Origin of the sequence: Sphingomonas sp. SAFR-052, from assembly GCF_051965015.1 — a bacterium.
Lineage (GTDB): Bacteria > Pseudomonadota > Alphaproteobacteria > Sphingomonadales > Sphingomonadaceae > Sphingomonas.
In genome coordinates this window covers 1-18,158 of record NZ_JBQCMO010000013.1, presented here as the reverse complement: position 1 = coordinate 18,158, position 18,158 = coordinate 1, and the positions used below count along the sequence as shown (strand labels likewise).

Below are 18,158 nucleotides of genomic sequence, written 5' to 3'. Positions count from 1 at the left end.
CATGCGGCTGCGCTGCGGTTGTCGCGGCGATGACAGCATGGGGATATGCGATGAAGGTCCGCAATTGGGGCGCGGTGGCGCTGGCGTTGGTGACGAATGCGGCGATGGCGCAGGCGCCGCAAAAGGCCATTCCGGGCCTGAAGGAAACCGATCCGCCCTATGCGACCGAATCGGTGGTGAACCATCCGACCACCATCGGCTGGCCCGAAGGTCGCACCCCCACCGCCCCGCGCGGGTGGCAGGTCGTGAAGTTCGCCGGCGGCCTAGAGTATCCGCGTCAGGCGTTGTTGCTGCCGAACGGCGACGTGCTGGTTTCCGAAGCGCGCACGCTACCCAAGCTCGACGCCGATCCCGAAGTCGCACGCGGACAGGCGCTGTCGAAGACCACCGGGTACAGCGCCAACCGCATCACGCTGCTCCGCGACGCGAACCGGGATGGCGTCGCCGAACAGCGCTTTGTCCTGCGCGAGGGGCTGAACCAGCCGTTCGGGATGCAATATGTCGGCGGGCGGCTGTATGTCGCCAATACCGACGCGGTGGTCAGCTTCCCCTATCAGCTGGGCCAGACCAGCATCACCGCGCCCCCACGCACCCATGTCACGCTGCCGGCGGGCGGGTACAACAACCACTGGACCCGCAACCTGCTGGCCAGCCCCGACGGACGCACCCTCTATGTCTCGGTCGGGTCAGCGTCGAATGTCGGCGAATATGGCATGGACGAGGAGAAGCGCCGCGCCGCGATTCTCGCCATCGACCTGTCGACCGGGCGCGAGCGGCTCTACGCGTCGGGCCTACGCAATCCGGTCGGCATGGATTTCGTCCCCGGCACCGCGACGCTCTGGACGGCAGTCAACGAGCGTGACGAAATCGGCGACGACATCTCCCCCGACTATCTGGTCGGCGTGCGCGAGGGTGGTTTCTACGGCTGGCCGTACAGCTATTACGGCAAGCAGGACCCGCGCCACGCCAACGAGAAACGCGAGTTGCTGAGCACGACGCTGCTGCCCGACGTCGCGGTCGGCGCCCATGCCGCCGCCCTCGGCATCGGTTTCGCCAAGCAGGGCGCGCCGACCGCCTTCGTCGCGCGGCACGGGTCGTGGAACCGGTCGAGCTTCAGCGGCTATGACGTGCTCGCCGTCCCGTTCGCCAATGGCCGCCCGACCGGCGAACCGCAGCCGTTCCTGACCGGCTTCGTCGCGGACGAGAAGAAGGGCACCGTCTATGGCCGCCCGGTCAGCATCCAGACGCGCGCCGATGGCGCGATCTTCGTGGTCGACGACGCCGGTGACACGGTGTGGATGGTGCGGCGGACGGGGTGAGTGGCGGCTACTTCCGTCAGCGCGAACCTCGCCCCAGCGAAGGCTGGGGCCTCCCGCGGCTCCTGTCGCGCGCTATCACCAGGAGATTCCAGCCTGCGCTGGGATGACGTTCGTGGCGGCAGCGTTCACGCCACGATCCACTCCACCCCGGCGGTCGCCGCCGCATAACCGGCATCGCAGGCCCGGTCGGTGACGATCCGGTCGACCTCGCCGAACCCGGCGACCGCAACCACGCTCGCCCGGTCGAATTTGGACGCGTCGACCGCCATCGTCACCCGCCGCGACTGGCCGATCATCTGCCGGCACAATTCGCCCTCACCGATATGATAGTCGGTGAAGCCCGCGCGGATATCGACCGACTCGGTCGACACGATCGCCATGCCCGGCCGGAACTGCGCCAGATAGGCCCGCGCGGTCGCGTCGAAGAAGGCGCGGTAGCGATCGTCGAGCTCGCCGCCCGCCAGATACAGCCGGTTGCCGTTGCACCCGCCCAGTTCCGCCGCCACGCCCAGCGCGTTGGTGACGACCGTCAGGTCGCGCTTGCCCTTCAGCGCCTGCGCGATGTGGAACGCGGTCGAACTGGCGTCGAGATAGAGCGATTCGCCATCGTCGACCACCAGCGCCACCGCCGCGGCGATACGCTGTTTGGCGGCGGCATTGCGATGCAGCCGTGCCTCGAACGGGCCTTCCTCGACCGACTTCGCCAGCCGCGCCCCGCCATGGATACGCTCGATCAGCCCGTCCGCCTCCAGCAGCCGCAATTCGCGGCGCACCGTTTCGTCGGATACGGCGAGGATGTTCGCAAGGTCGTGGATGCCCATCGCCTCGCCCTGGCGCAGCAGATCGAGGATGTCCTGGCGGCGGTCGCGGCGCTTCATCATGGGCGCAAAGCATATCGCGCGGTGCGGCAATCGCAACCGGTCGCGGACGATATCAACAGAATGTCATCATCGGATCTGCGAATTTCTCATGCCGGGTTGCCATTCACGCAGATTCATGACTGATTGTAACAAATTATACGCATTCGCCACCTAAGCGCGCCGCCGAACGGGGAACAACCCCGCCTGCATCCAAAGGGGAATATCATGTCGTCGTTCTCGACGCTGCCGGCTGGCCGGTGGCGTATGCCTGCGCTCGCCCTGTCCAGCGCTGTCACCGCGCTGGCCGTCGTTACGCTGCTGCCCGCATCGGCGCAGGCGCAGGAAGCCACCGCCACCGAACCGCAGACCGCCAGCGAATCGCTGACCGACGACATCGTCGTCAACGGCCGGCGCCAGCGCACCGCGCTGAACGAGGAACAGTCGGCGATCGCGACGATCGACATCGTCACGACCGGCGACGTCGCCATCCATTCGCAGACCGGCATCGCCGACCTGGCCAAGATGCTGCCCGGCGTCTCGGTCAGCCGCGATCAGGGCCGCAACCAGAGCGCGACCGGCGAAGCGCAGTTCGCGACGATCCGCGGCTTCGACACCGGTTACAACGCCTATACCCTCGACGGCCTGCGCCTGCCGCAGACGGCGGGCAGCAGCCGTGCGATCTCGCTCAACCTGTTCTCGCCCTTCGCCATCGGCGGCATCGTCGTCGACAAGACGCCGGGCGCCGCACGCGACGCCGACAGCATCGCCGGCATCATCGACCTGCGCACCCCGACCGCGTTCGACTTTGCGCAAGGCTTCACCCGCGCCCGCGTGCTGGGGCAGGTCGCCGGCTTGGCGCTCGACCGCGAGCAGGAGGCGTTCGGCGGCGCGATCGGGCTCGACACCGCACGCCGCTTCGGCAGCGACCGGCAGTTCGGCGTATATCTGGCCGGCTATTACGAGGAACGCGGCAACGCGGCGGAGTCGACCGCGGTGCAGAACGACTACAAGACCACCAATTTCGACGTCGGCACCCCGCGCGCCAATGCCAACGCGCTGTCGGCGGACGGCGTGCAGTGGAATTTCTACAACAACAAGATCAAACGCTACGGCGCGACCGGGTCGTTCGATTTCCGCAGCGATGCGATCGACCTGTTCGGGCGCGTCAATTACGCGACCTATTTGAACACCAACACCATGAACCAGACGGGTCTCCGCAACGAGGTGACCAGCGGCCAGTCGAGCGGCAACCCGCTGCGCACGCTGGCGAACGGCAGCACGACCCGCGCTTATAACGCGGCCGGCATCTACACGCCGCAGGGCGTGAACCCGGCCAGCTATTTCCGCACCGAGGATATCGAACAGGAACTGTTCTCCGCACAGGTCGGGGCGAAGGCACACTGGAACGGCTTCACCGCTGCGCTCGAAGGCGCCTATGCCGATGGTCGCTTCGACCAGCCGACCCGGATCGAGGCGGCGTTCCGGGGCATCGCCTATAACGGCACCGCCACCAACACCGGTGCCGCGACCGAGGGCGTCGTCGTCGACCTGTCCAATCCCAAATCGCCGCGCCCGGTGCTGTCGGCCGGTGCGACCCGCTATGTGTCGTCGCTCGATCGCCCGACCCAGCTCTATGTCCAGCGCGGCTATGACTATCTGACCGAGACCAAGAAGACGCTGAAGGGTAGCATCGGCTGGAGCGGCGACGCGTTCCTGTCGGCGATCGAGGTCGGCGGGCTGTACGAGGATTCGGACCGTACCGGGCGCAGCGTGGCGCCCGACAATACCCGCTATCGCTTCCTGACCCCGCTGCAGAACGGCACGGTGCAGGGGCCGTCGATCAACCAGTATCTTGGCTATGTCCTGAAGGACTTCCTCGATTACTATCCCGCCCGCCCGATCAAGGTGCTGTCGCGTGCGCAACTCGATGCGCAGGTCCGCGACTATGTCGACCCAATGGTCATCGCGCAGAACACCCTCAATCAGGGGCTGCTCGACGGGCATGAACAGCGCAAGGCACTCTACGGTACCGCGACGCTGAAGCTTGGCACGCTCGAGGTCATGCCCGGCATCCGTTACGAGGATAACGGGTTCAACGCGCGCTACTTCATCAACGATGCCGACGGCGCGCGCTTCGTGAACGCCGGTCGCGACTACGACCATCTCGACCCCAGCATCCTCGCCGCGTGGAAGCCGAGCGACCGCATCACCGTGCGCGCCGCCGCCCGGTCGAGCTATGCCCGTCCGTCGTTCGACCTGATCGCCGGCCCGACCCGCATCACCCGCGATCCGGGCCGCAACAATGCGATCATCGGGATCAGCCAGCCCAACCCCGACCTGAAGCCGGTACAGGCGTGGAGCTATGACGCGGGCGTCGATTTCTACGCCGGGGTCGGCCGCTATTTCCAGCTCGCCGCCTATTACAAGGACCTGTCGAACTTCGTCGTTACTACCGCGACGCGGACGGCGGGTGAGACGATCGACGGCATCGTCTATACCCGCCCGATCAACGGCGGCGGCGGCACGGCGAAGGGCGTCGAGGCATCGGGCCGCTTCACCGTCGGCGACATGGTCGACAGCAGCTTCCTCGGCAATTTCGGCGTCGGCGGGAACATCACCTACCAACAGACCGAGGCGAGCTACGTCATCCCGCTGAACGGCGTGCGCACCACCCGGACCAGCGCGTTGCCGCAGGCGCCGGACCTGATCTACAATGCCGAGCTCTTCTATGCCGGCGGCGGGTTCCGCACGAACCTGTGGTACAACTATACCGGCCGCATCCTCGCGGCGGTACAGGACAGTCAGCCCGACATCTATGTCCAGCCGGTCGGCGAGTTGAACTTTGGTGCGGCCTATGAAGTCACCGACAATCTCGAAATTGGCGTGTCGGCGCGCAACCTGCTCGACCAGCACACCTATTGGGCGACCGTGGGGAGGGGCGAGACGTACATCTCGAACGACCGCAACGGCGGCTATCTGAAGACCGGCCGGGTGTTCCAGTTCAGCCTGACGATGAAGATGTAAGGCGAAGGGCGGCGGCTTCCGGGTCGCCGCCCGCTCCTGCCGGTCTCGCTCGCCACAAACGTCATCCCAGCGCAGGCTGGGATCTCGCCGTTGCAGGATCGAGTGCCTCGCCGCGAGAGGCCCCAGCCTTCGCTGGGGCGACGTAAAGAACAGCCGTACTGGTTACGTACCTATCCGACGGAAAGGATGCCCATGCGCCTCCCCTTGGTTCTCGCCGCCGCGCTCACCTTCGCGCCGCAACCCGCCGCCGCCCGCGACACGCTCGATCGCGTCGTCCTCCTGATGCGCCACGGCGTCCGCGCCCCGATCACGGGCGAGGCACCGGTCGACACGAAGGTCGATGGCGAATGGCCCACATGGCCGGTCGCGCCCGAAGTCCTCACCCCCCACGGTGCGCAGGCGATCGCGCAAGTCGCCCGCTATGACCGCCGCTGGCTGGCCGCCAATGCCTGCCCGATTCCCGGCAGCGTCCGCATCTGGACCAACACCGCCGAGCGCACGATCGCCACCGGCCGCGCCTATGCCGATGCGCTCGCCCCCGGTTGCGACTTGCCGGTCGACCATAATCCCGCCGGTAAGGTCGACCCGCTGTTCGAACCGCTGCGCGCCGGTGCCACCGCCTTCGACGCGGGCAAGGCGGTGGCGGCGATCACCGCCTATACCGGCGGCGTCAACGCGCTGACCGCGCGCCATGCCGATGCGATCCGCGAACTGGACCGCGTACTCGGCTGCGGCCTGCCCGCGGGCTGCTCGACGCCCGGACCGGCGACGCTGACGCCTGCCCGCGACGGACGCGGCGTCGAACTGACCGGGCCGATCCGCGCGACCTCGGGCACCGCGCAGGTGATCCTGCTGCAATATGCCGAGGGGATGCCGATGGTCCAGGTCGGCTTCGGGCGTGCCGATGCGGCGACGATCCGGCGGATCGGCACGCTCCACGCCGCGCTGTTCGACGTGTTCACCCGCTCGCCCTACATGGCGGCGCATCAGGCGGGACCGCTCGGCGCGCATATGCTGGGTACGCTGACGGCGGCCAAGGCGCCGCGCCTCGAAATGCTGGTCGGGCATGACACCAACGTCACGGCACTGGGCGCGGCGCTCGGCGTCGATCTCGATGCGCCGGGCTTTGCGCGGAACGACGTCGCGCCCGGCGGTGCGGTGGCGCTCAAGCGCTGGCGGGGGCGCAAGGGGCCGTATGTCACCGCCTCCTATCGGGTGCAGCCGCTCGATGCGATCCGATCGGGCGCGGCGACGGTGGTCGAAATCCCGCTCACCATTCCCGGCTGTGGCGTCCGCTGTCCGCTCGACCGCTTCGACACGCTGCTGCGCGCAAAGCTCGCCCCGGTCGTGGCGGGGTGATAGCATCGGCGCATGCCCTGCTATTCCCTCGCCGATGCCGTCCCCGATCTCGCCCCCGACAGCTGGGTCGCGCCGTCCGCCGACGTGATCGGCGCGGTGCGGCTGGGGGCGGGGGCGAGCATCTGGTTCGGCGCGGTGGTGCGTGCCGATAATGGCGCGATCGTAATCGGCACGCGCAGCAATGTCCAGGACGGCGCGGTCCTGCACAGCGACCCCGGCGCACCGCTGACCCTGGGGCAGGACTGCACCATCGGCCACCGCGCGGTGCTGCATGGCTGCACCATTGGCGACCGCGTCCTGATCGGCATGGGCGCAACCGTCCTCAATCACGCTGTCATCGCCGAGGATTGCGTGGTCGGTGCGGGTGCCCTGGTGACGGAGGGGAAGCGTTTTCCGCCCCGCAGCCTGATCGTCGGTGCGCCGGCGCGGGCGGTGAAGACGCTGACCGACGAACAACTCGCCGGGTTGCGGATGTCGGCGGCGGTCTATGTCGAAAAGGCGAAACGCTATCGGAGCGACCTGTGTCCGATCGCGTGAAGCCTATAGCGTAACCCCCGACTTCCAGATTCCGATTGCGCGTTCCTCGTTCACCTCGTTGCGCGCCGGTTCGCCCGAAGCGACCGCGACGATCCGTGCCAGCAGCGCATCCGCCGCCGCATCCTGCCCGTCGTCCAGCACCGCACTGGCATCGAAGTCGATCCAGTTCGGCTTGCGCGTCGCCAGGTCGCGGTTGGTCGCGATCTTCATCGTCGGCACCGGGCTCCCCAGCGGTGTCCCCCGACCGGTCGAAAACAGCGTGATCGTCGCCCCCGCCGCCGCCAGCGCGGTCGTCGATACCGCGTCATTGCCCGGCCCGTCGACCACCGACAATCCGGCCTTCCGCACAGGTTCGCCATAATCGAGCACGTCGCTGACCGGGGCCAACCCGCCCTTCTGCACCGCGCCCAGCGATTTCTCTTCCAGCGTGGTGATCCCGCCCGCGATATTGCCGGGGCTGGGATTTTCCGACACCGGCTCGCCATGGTCGAGGAAATAGCGTTTGAAGCGGTTGGTCACCTCGACCAGCCGGTCGAACACCGCCTCGTCGGCACAGCGCGCCATCAACAGCCGCTCCGCGCCGAAAATCTCGGGGATCTCGGTCATCAACACCGTGCCGCCTGCGCCTGCGACCCGGTCGGTCATCCGCCCGATCAGCGGATTGGCGGTCAGCCCCGACATCGAATCCGACCCCCCACACTTCACGCCCAGCCGCAGCGCCGACAGCGGCACCGCCTGCCGCTTCATCGCCGCCGCCTCGGCCAGTTCGTCGACCGCCGCCATCGCTTCGGCAAATTCGTCGGCGCTCGCTTGCGCCCGCACCGTCCGCACCCGCGCCAGCACTTGCGGAGGAAGCCGCGACAGCATCGCATCCAGCTGGTTCGATTCGCAGCCGAGGCCGAGCAGCACCACGCCCCCGGCATTGGGATTGCACGCCAGCGCCGCAAGGATCGCCCCGGTCCGGTTCAGGTCGTCGCCCAGCTGCGAACAGCCGAACGGATGGTTGAACGCATGCACCCCGTCGATCCGCCCGGCGTGGCGCGGCCCCGCCTGCATCGCGATGCGCTCGCCCAGCCGCCCGACGCAGCCGACCGTCGGCAACACCCAGATTTCGTTGCGCGTCCCCACGCTGCCATCGGCGCGGACATAGCCGGCAAAGCCCGGTTCCACGCGCGCCGCGGGCGCAGGCGGCAGGGCGGGGGCGTAGCGATAGGCGTCCTCGCCCACCAATGCCGTCGCGACATTGTGGACATGGACATGCTCGCCCGCAGCGATCGCCGAGCGCGCGATGCCGATCGGGCTGCGATAGCGCCGCACCGGGGCGTTGGCGGCAACCGCGCGCACCGCGATCTTGTGCCCGACCGGAATGTCGGCGCGCGCCACCACCCGTTCGTCATCGACCGCCACCACGCCCCCGGCGGCGACGGGATCGAGCAACAGCGCGACATCGTCGTCGCGATCTACGCGCACGGCGCGGGCGGGGGAGACATCGAGCATGGCCACGGAAATAGGGCATTGCCACCGCTGGCACAATCCACGAAGAGGCCGGGCGAAGGAGACGCCGATGCCCGCCCTGCTGCTGAACCCCGATCGCCTGTTCCCGGCCGATCCGACAACGCGGGGCATCGCCCGCGACCTGTACGCCGCCGTTCGCGACCTGCCGATCGTCAGCCCGCACGGCCATACCGACCCGTCCTGGTTCGCGACCGACCGGCCCTGGACCAACGCGACCGAACTGCTGCTGTCGCCCGATCATTATATCTTTCGCATGCTGTATAGTCAGGGCATCGCGCTCGACGACCTCGCCGTACCGCGCCGCGACGGGACGATCGTCGCCGACCCGCGCAAGGCATGGGGGGTGTTCGCTGCCAACCAGCATCTGTTCCGCGGTACCCCGTCGCGACTGTGGCTCGACCATGTGTTCGGCGCGGTGTTCGGGTTCGAGGACGCGCTGACCGCTGCCAATGCCGACAGCTATTACGACCGGATCGGCGAACTGCTGGCGACCGACGCCTATCGCCCGCGCGCGCTGTTCGACCGCTTCGGCATCGAACTGATCGCCACTACCGAAGGCGCCGACGATCCGCTCGACCATCACCGCGCGATCCGCGCCAGCGGCTGGACCGGGCGCGTCGTCACTGCCTATCGCCCCGATGCGGTGATCGACTGCGAACACGAAGCCTTCCGCGGAGCCCTCGCCAAATTCGCCGAACTGACCGGCGAAGACGTCCATAGCTGGACCGGATATCTGAACGCGCACCGCAAACGGCGGCAGGACTTCATCGCCGCCGGCGCGACGTCGAGCGACCATGGCCATCCGACCGCCCGCACCGCCAACCTGTCCCCGGCAGAGTCCGAGGCGCTGTTCGCGAAAGTCATAGCCGGCACCGCCGATGCCAGCGACGCCGAACTGTTCCGCGCGCAGATGCTGACCGAAATGGCGCGCATGTCGATCGACGACGGGCTGGTGATGCAGATCCACCCCGGATCGTTCCGCAATCACAATCGCGGCCTGTTCGAAGCGTTCGGCCGCGACAAGGGCGCGGATATCCCCACCCGCACCGATTATGTCGCCGCCTTGAAGCCGATGCTCGACGTGGTCGGCACCTCGACCGAACTGACCATCATCCTCTTCACGCTCGACGAATCGACCTATGCCCGCGAACTGGCGCCGCTGGCCGGCCATTATCCGTGCCTGAAGCTGGGGCCGGCATGGTGGTTCCACGATTCGCCGGAGGGAATGCGCCGCTTCCGCGAGATGACGACCGAGACGGCGGGCTTCTACAACACGGTCGGGTTCAACGACGATACCCGCGCCTTCCTGTCGATCCCGGCGCGCCACGATGTCGCCCGCCGCGTCGACTGCGCCTTCCTCGCCCGGCTGGTCGCCGAGCACCGGCTTGACGAGGAAGAGGCGCACGATGTCGCGCACGACCTGACCTATGGTCTCGTGAAGAAGGCGTACAAGCTGTGAACCTGTCCAACGCCACCCTTGCCGACCTGCCCGCATCGGTCGCCCGTCCCGATTACGACCGCACGACGCTCACCCCCGGCATCGTTCATATCGGCCCCGGCGCGTTCCACCGCGCGCATCAGGCGGCCTATGTCGACTCCATCCTCGCACACGACCCGCGCTGGGCGATCAGCGCCGTCGCGCTCAATTCGACCGGCGTCGCCGATGCGCTGCAGCCGCAGGACGGGCTGTACACGCTGGCGCTGCTCGACCGCGAAACCAGCCATCGCGTCATCGGCTCGATCACCGAATTGCTGACCGCGCAGCGCCGCGACGCGATCCTGTCGCGTATCGCCGCGCCGACGACGCGGCTGGTCACCACCACCGTCACCGAAAAGGGCTATCACCTCGATGGCAGCGGCGCGCTCGACCTCGACCATCCCGCGATCGTCCGCGAGCTGACCGGGGCCGAGCCGTCGACGCTGTCGGGCTGGCTGGTCGCCGGTCTGGCGGCACGCCGGGCGGCGGGTGGCGGGGCGATCACGCTCCTGTCGTGCGACAATCTGGCGGACAACGGCCATCGCTTCCGCCGCTCGGTCCGTGATCTCGCCGCCGCGCGCGATCCCGACCTGGCGGCTTGGATCGACGATCACGTCCGCTTCCCGTCGACCATGGTCGATTCGATCACGCCCGCGACCGATGATGCGCTGCGGGCATCGGTGCGCGCCGCCACCGGCCTCGACGATGCGTGGCCGATCCAGCGCGAGGGCTTTGCGCAATGGGTGATAGAGGATGATTTCGCCGGCGAGCGCCCGCCGCTCGATCTGGCCGGGGTGCAATTCACCCGCGACGTGCGCGGGTTCGAGAATGCCAAGCTGCGGCTTCTGAACGGCGCGCATTCGACGCTCGCCTATGTCGGGCTGCTGATGGGCCTCGTCACGGTGCGCGACGCGATGGCGTGCCGGCCGCTCGCCGCCTTCGCCGAACGGCTGATGCGGCAGGATATCGCGCCGTCGATCCGGCCGCCCGCCGAAATGGACCTGTCGGCCTATATCGACGCGGTGCTGGCGCGCTTCGCCAACCCAGCGATCGCCCACCAACTGGCGCAGATCGCGTGGGACGGTTCACAGAAACTGCCTTATCGCCTGTGCGACACGATCCGCGACGCCCGCGCGGCTGGCCGCCCGGTCGATCGGCTGGCGGTGCCGATCGCCGCATGGTTCCGCTTCCTCGAACTGCGCAAGATGAGCGGCGAAAAGCTGATCGACCCGTGCGCCGAAGCGCTGCTGGCGCGGGCCGGGGAGCCGGCGGCGCTGTTGGCGATGCGCGATGTGTTCGGAGACCTTGGCGAGGACGCGGTGTTCGTTGCGGCGGTCGAGCGGGCCTATGCCGCGCTGGCGCCGAGTGAGGATTTGGCGGCGGCGTTGGTCTGATCGGGTAGATTGGTTCACGCGAAGGCGCGAAGCTCGCGAAGATGGGAAGAAGGTAGATTTCGCGCAGAGGCGCGAGACGCAACCTCCTCCGCGCCTCTGCGCGAAAAATCACTCTTCGCGTCTCCGCGCCTTCGCGAGAACCAAAAATCCTAAACCAACCCGACCCCCTCATGCGCCAGCAACCACCGCTTGCGCTCCAGCCCGCCGCCGTATCCAGTCAGCGCCCCCGATCGCCCGATGATCCGGTGGCATGGCACGACGATCGCGATCGGGTTCGACCCGTTGGCCAGCCCCACCGCCCGCACCGCGCTCGGTCGCCCGATCGCGGCGGCGATGTCGACATAGGCGACCGTCCGCCCCGCCCCGACATCGCGGAGCGCCGCCCATACCGAACGCTGAAACGCCGTCCCGCCGGTTGCGGTCGGCAGCCCGTCGATCGCCGACACGTCACCGGCAAAATAGGCGGTCATCGCCCGCATCGCGTCGCTGGTCCGTGTCGCCGGCACCGTCCGCCAGCCGCCCGGCCCGTAATGCAGCCGCAGCAACCGCTCCATCCGCGCGCCGAAATCCTCGAACTCCAGCACGCGCAGCACCCCGTCGCCATCGGTCAGGATGGTGATCGTCCCCACCGGGCTGGGGAGCAGCTCCTCATATAGCGTCATCATGCCCGGCAATTTGGACGCGTGCCTGATCGACCGCCAGCGGAAACCGGACATGACGCTACGCCCATGTCCGTTTTCCGCTAGTCGTGCGCCGCATCGTCGATAAGGTCACACCCATGCTCGACGCCGAACATTGCTATGCCGCGATCGAACGCCGCGATCCGGCCCAGGACGGGCTGTTCTTCACCGCCGTGCGCACCACGCGCATCTACTGCCGCCCGGTCTGTCCGGCGCGAACGCCCGATCGCAGCAACGTCACCTTCTATGTCAGCGCGGCGGCGGCACAGGCGGCGGGCTATCGCCCCTGCCTGCGTTGCCGTCCCGAAACCGCACCCGACAGTCCGGCATGGGCCGGCACGCTGTCGTCGATCCACCGCGCATTGCGCCTGATCGACAACGGCGCGCTGGCGGAGGGCAGCGTCGCCGCGCTGGCCGATCGGCTGGGCATGACCGACCGTCATCTGCGCCGTCTGTTCGTCGAACATCTGGGGCTGACCCCATTGGCGATCGAGGCGACCCGCCGCCTGCACCTCGCCAAGCATCTGGTCCACGACACGCGCCTGCCGCTGACCGACATCGCCTTCGCCGCCGGCTATGGCAGCGTCCGCCGTTTCAACGAAGCCTTCCAGTCCGCCTTCGGCCGCGCGCCTTCGGCGCTCCGCCGCGAAGGTCCACCCGCCGATCCGACCGCACCGATTACCGTGACCATCGCCCACCGCCCCGATTTCGTGCCCGGTGGTCCGATGGCGCTCGCGCTTCCCGAAGGGCGGGCCGAGATAACGCCTGCCAAGGGTCGAACGCTGCGCATCACCCTGACCGACGTCCCAATCCCGGCGCTCGGCCGCGCCATCGCCGCCGCCAAACGCGCGGTCTTCGCCGCAGCGTGAAAGCGCTTTCCTACCTGCGGGCGGCTGGTCAGACTGGCGGGCGTTCTTTCCGATCGTAAGCGCTCACCATTCGGGGGTTCGAACGCTCCGATCGAAACGTGCCACACGTGTCAACTTCCGCCGGCAAAGGTGCCACGCCGGCAACATTGCCCGTCAAAATAGTCATATCTTACGATATGATATGCCCACGCCGCGCCAGCGGACAACATCGATCCGTGTCAACTTCGTCAACTTCCGGCAACCAGCCCATGCCGCGCCAGCATCGCCGCCGGATCGGGATCGCGCCCGCGGAACGCCCGGAACAACTCGATCGCCGGCCGCACCGCGCCCTGCGACAACACCGTCTCGCGCAGCCGGTCGCCGGTCGCCCGGTTCACCGTGCCCGCCTCGACGAACGCGGCAAAGCCGTCCGCCGCCAGCAACTCCGCCCACAGATAGCTGTAATAGCCCGCCGCATAACCCCCGGCGAAGATGTGTGAAAAGGCATGGGGGAAGCGGTGCCATGCCGGCGGCCGGATCACCGCCACCTCGTCGCGCACCGCCTCGATCACCGCCATCGGGTCGTCGCCCTCCGTGCCCAGATGCAGCAACAGGTCGAACATCGCGAACTCGATCTGCCGCAACAGGAACATGCCCGATCCGAACCGCCGCGCCGCCAGCATCCGCTCGAACAGGTCCTTGGGCAGCGGTTCGCCGGTGTCGACATGCCCCGACATGGCCGAGAGCACCGACGGCTCCCATGCAAAATCCTCCATCAACTGGCTGGGCAACTCGACCGCGTCCCATTCGAACCCGGTCGTGCCGGCAATGTCCGGTCGCGGCACCCGGGTGAACAGGTGGTGTAGGCAATGCCCCGTCTCGTGCAGCAGCGTGGTCACGTCGTCATGGCTCAGCAGCGGCGTCGCACCCCCGGTCGGTGCGAAGTTGCAGACCATGTACGCGACCGGGACCCCCTCCGCCGGATCGGCGCGATAGGGCCGGGCAGGGGCCATCCAAGCGCCGCCCTTCTTGCCGGCACGCGCATGCAGGTCGAGATACAGGCCGGCGAACACGCCGTCGGCATCGGCCACGTCATAATAACGCGCATCGGGATGATAGGTCGCGACGTCCGCCCGCTCGGTCAGCGTCACCCCGAACAATTGCGCCAACAGCGCGCGCCATCCGGTCAGCACCCGGTCGACCGGGAAATATTGCTTCACCACCGACTGGTCGATGGCATGGGCATGGCGCTTCAGCCGGTCGCCGACGAAGCCGGTGTCCCATGGTTGCAGGTCGTCGATCCCCAGATGCTCGGCAGCGAAGGCGCGCAGTTCGGCGATCTCCGCCTCGGCATGCGGTCTGGCGCGCTTGGCGAGGTCGCACAGGAACGCCAGCACCTCGGCCACGTCGGGCGCCATCTTGGTGCTGAGCGACCGCGCGACCGGATCGGTAAAGCCCAGCAGCGTCGCCGCCTCGTGCCGCAGCGCCAGGATGCGGCGGATGCGCTCGCCATTGTCGAACTTCCCCGCGTCCGGCCCCTGGTCCGACGCCCGCGTGCCATAGGCGCGATAGACGTCCGCGCGTAAGCTCCGATCCTCGGCAAAGGTCAGCACCGCAACGACGCTCGGCTGCTGCAGCGTCACGACCCAGCCGTCCAGCCCGCGCGCCTGCGCCGCCGCCGCCATCATCGCGCGGTCGGCTTCCGACAATCCGTCCAATCGCACTGGATCGGTGACGTGCAGCGTCCGCGCATCGGTCGCATCGAGCACGGCGCTGGCGAACTCGGTCTGGAGCGCGGACAATTCGGTCGCGACCGCCTTGAACCGCTCGCGCTCGGCCTCGTCCAGCGCGACGCCGGCCAGCGTCCGGTCGCGGATCGACCGTTCGACCGCCACCCGGTCGGCATCGTCCAGTTCTGCGAAGTCGGGCGCGATCGCCAGCGTGCGCAGCGTATCGAACATCGCGCGGTCCTGCTGCGCCGCGATCCCGCGCGCAGTCAGCACCGCCTGTCCTGCCGCATGCGCCTCGCGCAGTTCGGGGGTGTCGGCGACGGCGTGGAGGTGCCAGACGGTCGACCAGAAATTGTCGAGCTCGATGTCGGCCGCCTCGACCGGCAGCCAGGTGTCGGCGAAGCTCGGGTTCGCCGCCTTGGCGCGATCGGCCACCGCCTCGCGCTTCGCTAGGAGCGCGTCGAGCGTGGGTGCGATCCAGTCGGGCGTGATCGCGGCGAAATCGGGAAGCTGGGACAAACGCAAATCCTTCAACATTCGACGACGTTGACCGCCAGGCCACCCTGGCTGGTCTCCTTATACTGGCTCTTCATATCCTCGCCGGTTTGACGCATCGTTTCGATCACCTGGTCGAGGCTGACGATGTGGCGACCATCGCCGTGCAGCGCCAGATAGGCGGCATTGATCGCCTTGATCGCCCCCATCGTATTGCGCTCGATACACGGGATCTGCACCAGCCCGCCGATCGGATCGCAGGTGAGGCCGAGATTATGCTCCATGCCGATCTCGGCGGCATTCTCGACCTGTGCCGGCGTCGCGCCGAGTGCGGCGGCAAGTCCCGCGGCGGCCATCGAACAGGCGACGCCGACCTCGCCCTGGCATCCCATTTCGGCGGCAGAGATCGATGCGTTCTGCTTGTAAAGGAAACCGATCGCCGCCGCCGTCATCAGCAGCGCCTGCGCCCCGGCGCGGGTCGATCCATGGACGAAGGTCTCGTAATATTTCAGCACCGCCGGGATCACCCCCGCCGCGCCATTGGTCGGCGCGGTAACGACGCGTCCGCCCGCCGCATTCTCTTCGTTCACCGCCAGCGCCCACAGGCTGACCCATTCGAACACGACGCTGGGATCGGTACGCGGTCCGCGCTCCAGCAGTTTCTCGCGAATCGCCCGCGCCCGGCGCTGGACCCGCAGCCCGCCGGGCAGTTCGCCGCTGCCCGTGCACCCGCGATCTATCGACGCGAGCATCGCCGACCGTACCGCATCTAGGAAGCCTTTGGTCTCCGCTTCCGGGCGCCATGCGCTTTCGTTGGCGGCAACGATCTCAGCGATCGACTGGCGGGTATCGGTGCAGATCGTCAGCAGTTCCGCCCCGCTGGCAAAGGGGTGCGGCAGCGTGAGGTTCAGGCGCGGCGGCGTCTCGCCCTCCGCCCGGATCGCGCCGCCGCCGACCGAGTAATAGCGGCGCACGATCCGGCTGCCGTCGGCCAGTACCGCGGTGAACGCCATCGCATTGGGATGGCCGGGCAGAAAACCGGGATGAAAGACGATATCGCGCGCCGGATCGAACGCGATCCGGCCCGTCCCCGCCAGATCGATCGCACAGTCGGCATGGATCGCCGCGACCATACCCGCCACCGCATCGGGATCGATCCCCTCGGGCGTCGCACCCGCCAGCCCCAACAGCACCGCGACATCGGTGGCATGGCCGCGACCGGTCAGCGACAGCGATCCGTATAGGTCGCACAGCAGCCACTCCGGCGCGATGCCGTTCTCGACCAGCATCGTCGCAAAGGCATAAGCCGCGCGCATCGGCCCGACGGTATGCGAACTCGATGGCCCGATGCCGATCGTGAACAGGTCGGTGATGCTGAGCGGGATCATACCGGTTGCCCCAAAAAGGCGGCGAACCGCGCCGCTGCCGGCTGCCAGTCGATCCCCCGCGCCGCCAGCCAGTCATCGTCATAATAGGTATCGCCGTAGCGCAGCCCCGAATCGCACAGGATCGTCACCACCGATCCTTTTTGTCCGGCTGCTGCCATCTCTCCGATCAGCGTGGCGCAGGCGACGATATTGGTTCCGGTCGATCCGCCGACCGGCCGTCCCAATCGCGCGCTGATCGCCCGCATCGCGCCGATGCTGTCGGCATCGGTGACCGCGATCATCCGGTCGATGACGGCGGGGACGAAGCTCGGCTCGACCCGCGGCCGACCGATCCCCTCGATACACGAACAGTCGCCTTCGACCGTCGCGATCGACGGATCGGCATAATGGCGATGGAACACCGACGCCGCCGGATCGGCCACGCATAGCCGGGTCGCGTGACGGCCATAGCGGATGAAGCGTCCCAGCGTCGCCGACGTGCCCCCGGTACCGGCGCCGCACACGATCCAGCTCGGTTCGGGCGAATCCTCCTTCGCCATTTGCGCAAAGATCGATTCGGCGATGTTGTTGTTGCCGCGCCAGTCGGTCGCGCGCTCGGCATAGGTGAACTGGTCGAGATAATGCCCGCCGCTCGCCGCTGCCAAGGCCTGCGCCGCTGCATAGACCTCGCGGGGGTCATCGACGAAATGCACCTCGCCGCCTTGGAAGCGGATCGCGTCGATCTTGGCGCTGGCGATCGATCGCGGCACGACGGCGATGAACCGCAGCCCGATCAACCTGGCGAAATAGGCTTCCGATACTGCGGTCGACCCGCTGGTTGCCTCGACCAGCACCGTATCCGGCCCGATCCAGCCATTGCACAGGCCATACAGGATCAGCGACCGGGCGAGCCGGTGCTTTAGGCTCCCCGAGGGATGAACCGATTCGTCCTTCAGGTAGAGCGTGATTCCCCGCGTCGCCGGCAGTTCCACCCGGATCAGATGCGTATCCGCCGACCGGCAGAAGTCCGCCTCCAGCCTGCGGATCGCATCAAGGGTCCAGAGGCGATCGGGCGAAGGCGACACGGGCGCAACGGGCAACGGACGATCCTCTCACTAGATACTATCTTCGGTCTTATGACGCGCGATGCGGGGAGGGGGAAGGGCGAGCCAACATGTCCCCAAACGGCCGGGAACGGCGCACAGAGTCGAAAAATCACGTGGAACCGAAAAAACTGCAAAATCGTTGTTGACGCCTTCTGAAGCCGCCCATATAAGCAGCTTCACCGGACGACGAGACGCGCTTCGCTTCTCCGACCGGTCGCCTCGCTGATCTTCGGATCGTGCCGCTGATGCGGATAGCGAGTTGCTCTTTTTATACCGGGACGCGGTGTCGATCAAATGATCGGCGCCACTGTTCCGGTCTCTCTATCGCCGGTTCGCTGGCGCTTCGACCTGAGGGTTTGGAGCAGGGAGTGCTATTTGACATTGTAGTTTAGATGAAGGGACATGTGGGCGGCGGCTTGCGGTCTATGGCATTCAAGGTGCTGTGGG

13 protein-coding genes are annotated in these 18,158 nt (G+C 67.6%); 7 read left to right on the top strand and 6 right to left on the bottom strand.

Annotated features, from left to right (window positions below; all coding sequences use genetic code 11):
- The first annotated feature begins 50 nt into the window (after positions 1-50).
- Positions 51-1,319 carry a PQQ-dependent sugar dehydrogenase gene (locus ACTHQV_RS17440; RefSeq protein ID WP_440492014.1) on the top strand — a complete coding sequence of 423 codons (1,269 nt, stop codon included), beginning with the start codon at positions 51-53 and terminating at the stop codon, positions 1,317-1,319.
- 125 nt (positions 1,320-1,444) lie between these two features.
- On the opposite strand, the gene ACTHQV_RS17435 is transcribed toward ACTHQV_RS17440, so the two are convergent.
- Positions 1,445-2,200 (bottom strand): DeoR/GlpR family DNA-binding transcription regulator, encoded by a 756-nt coding sequence (locus tag ACTHQV_RS17435; RefSeq protein ID WP_440492013.1) that lies wholly within the window; start codon positions 2,198-2,200, stop codon positions 1,445-1,447.
- 204 nt (positions 2,201-2,404) lie between these two features.
- On the opposite strand from ACTHQV_RS17435, the gene ACTHQV_RS17430 reads away from it, so the two are divergent.
- From ACTHQV_RS17430 to ACTHQV_RS17420, 3 genes are all read left to right on the top strand, one after another.
- Complete coding sequence (locus tag ACTHQV_RS17430) at positions 2,405-5,203, top strand: TonB-dependent receptor (protein ID WP_440492012.1); 2,799 nt, start codon at positions 2,405-2,407, stop codon at positions 5,201-5,203.
- Positions 5,204-5,395: 192 nt separating this feature from the next.
- Positions 5,396-6,562: a histidine-type phosphatase gene (locus ACTHQV_RS17425; protein WP_440492011.1), complete on the top strand. Its 1,167-nt coding sequence runs from the start codon at positions 5,396-5,398 to the stop codon at positions 6,560-6,562.
- Between the two features lie 12 nt (positions 6,563-6,574).
- Entirely contained in the window at positions 6,575-7,099 is a 525-nt protein-coding gene (locus ACTHQV_RS17420) for a gamma carbonic anhydrase family protein (protein WP_440492010.1), read from the top strand.
- Between the two features lie 3 nt (positions 7,100-7,102).
- On the opposite strand, the gene ACTHQV_RS17415 is transcribed toward ACTHQV_RS17420, so the two are convergent.
- Positions 7,103-8,596: a UxaA family hydrolase gene (locus tag ACTHQV_RS17415; protein ID WP_440492009.1), complete on the bottom strand. Its 1,494-nt coding sequence runs from the start codon at positions 8,594-8,596 to the stop codon at positions 7,103-7,105.
- 67 nt (positions 8,597-8,663) lie between these two features.
- On the opposite strand from ACTHQV_RS17415, the gene uxaC reads away from it, so the two are divergent.
- Positions 8,664-10,073: a glucuronate isomerase gene (uxaC, locus tag ACTHQV_RS17410; RefSeq protein ID WP_440492008.1), complete on the top strand. Its 1,410-nt coding sequence runs from the start codon at positions 8,664-8,666 to the stop codon at positions 10,071-10,073.
- Positions 10,070-11,485: a mannitol dehydrogenase family protein gene (locus ACTHQV_RS17405; RefSeq protein ID WP_440492007.1), complete on the top strand. Its 1,416-nt coding sequence runs from the start codon at positions 10,070-10,072 to the stop codon at positions 11,483-11,485. The genes uxaC and ACTHQV_RS17405 overlap by 4 nt, the downstream gene beginning before the upstream one ends.
- A gap of 149 nt (positions 11,486-11,634) precedes the next feature.
- Here ACTHQV_RS17405 and ogt read toward each other — a convergent pair whose 3' ends face one another.
- Entirely contained in the window at positions 11,635-12,150 is a 516-nt protein-coding gene (gene ogt, locus ACTHQV_RS17400; protein ID WP_440492006.1) for a methylated-DNA--[protein]-cysteine S-methyltransferase, read from the bottom strand.
- Between the two features lie 113 nt (positions 12,151-12,263).
- On the opposite strand from ogt, the gene ACTHQV_RS17395 reads away from it, so the two are divergent.
- Entirely contained in the window at positions 12,264-13,034 is a 771-nt protein-coding gene (locus tag ACTHQV_RS17395) for a bifunctional transcriptional activator/DNA repair enzyme AdaA (RefSeq protein ID WP_440492005.1), read from the top strand.
- Between the two features lie 227 nt (positions 13,035-13,261).
- Here ACTHQV_RS17395 and ACTHQV_RS17390 read toward each other — a convergent pair whose 3' ends face one another.
- From ACTHQV_RS17390 to ACTHQV_RS17380, 3 genes are read right to left on the bottom strand one after another with little or no spacing between them, the layout of a single operon-like run.
- The gene (locus ACTHQV_RS17390; protein WP_440492004.1) at positions 13,262-15,262 is read right to left on the bottom strand and encodes a M3 family metallopeptidase; all 2,001 of its coding nucleotides are present in this window, start codon (positions 15,260-15,262) and stop codon (positions 13,262-13,264) included.
- An 11-nt stretch (positions 15,263-15,273) separates the two neighbouring features.
- Positions 15,274-16,626, bottom strand: a complete 1,353-nt coding sequence (locus ACTHQV_RS17385; RefSeq protein ID WP_440492003.1) for an L-serine ammonia-lyase — start codon at positions 16,624-16,626, stop codon at positions 15,274-15,276.
- A complete protein-coding gene (locus ACTHQV_RS17380) occupies positions 16,623-17,705 on the bottom strand; it encodes a PLP-dependent cysteine synthase family protein (RefSeq protein WP_440492002.1) in 1,083 nt (360 codons plus the stop codon). Before ACTHQV_RS17380 ends, ACTHQV_RS17385 begins: the two co-directional genes overlap by 4 nt.
- Positions 17,706-18,158 lie beyond the last annotated feature (453 nt).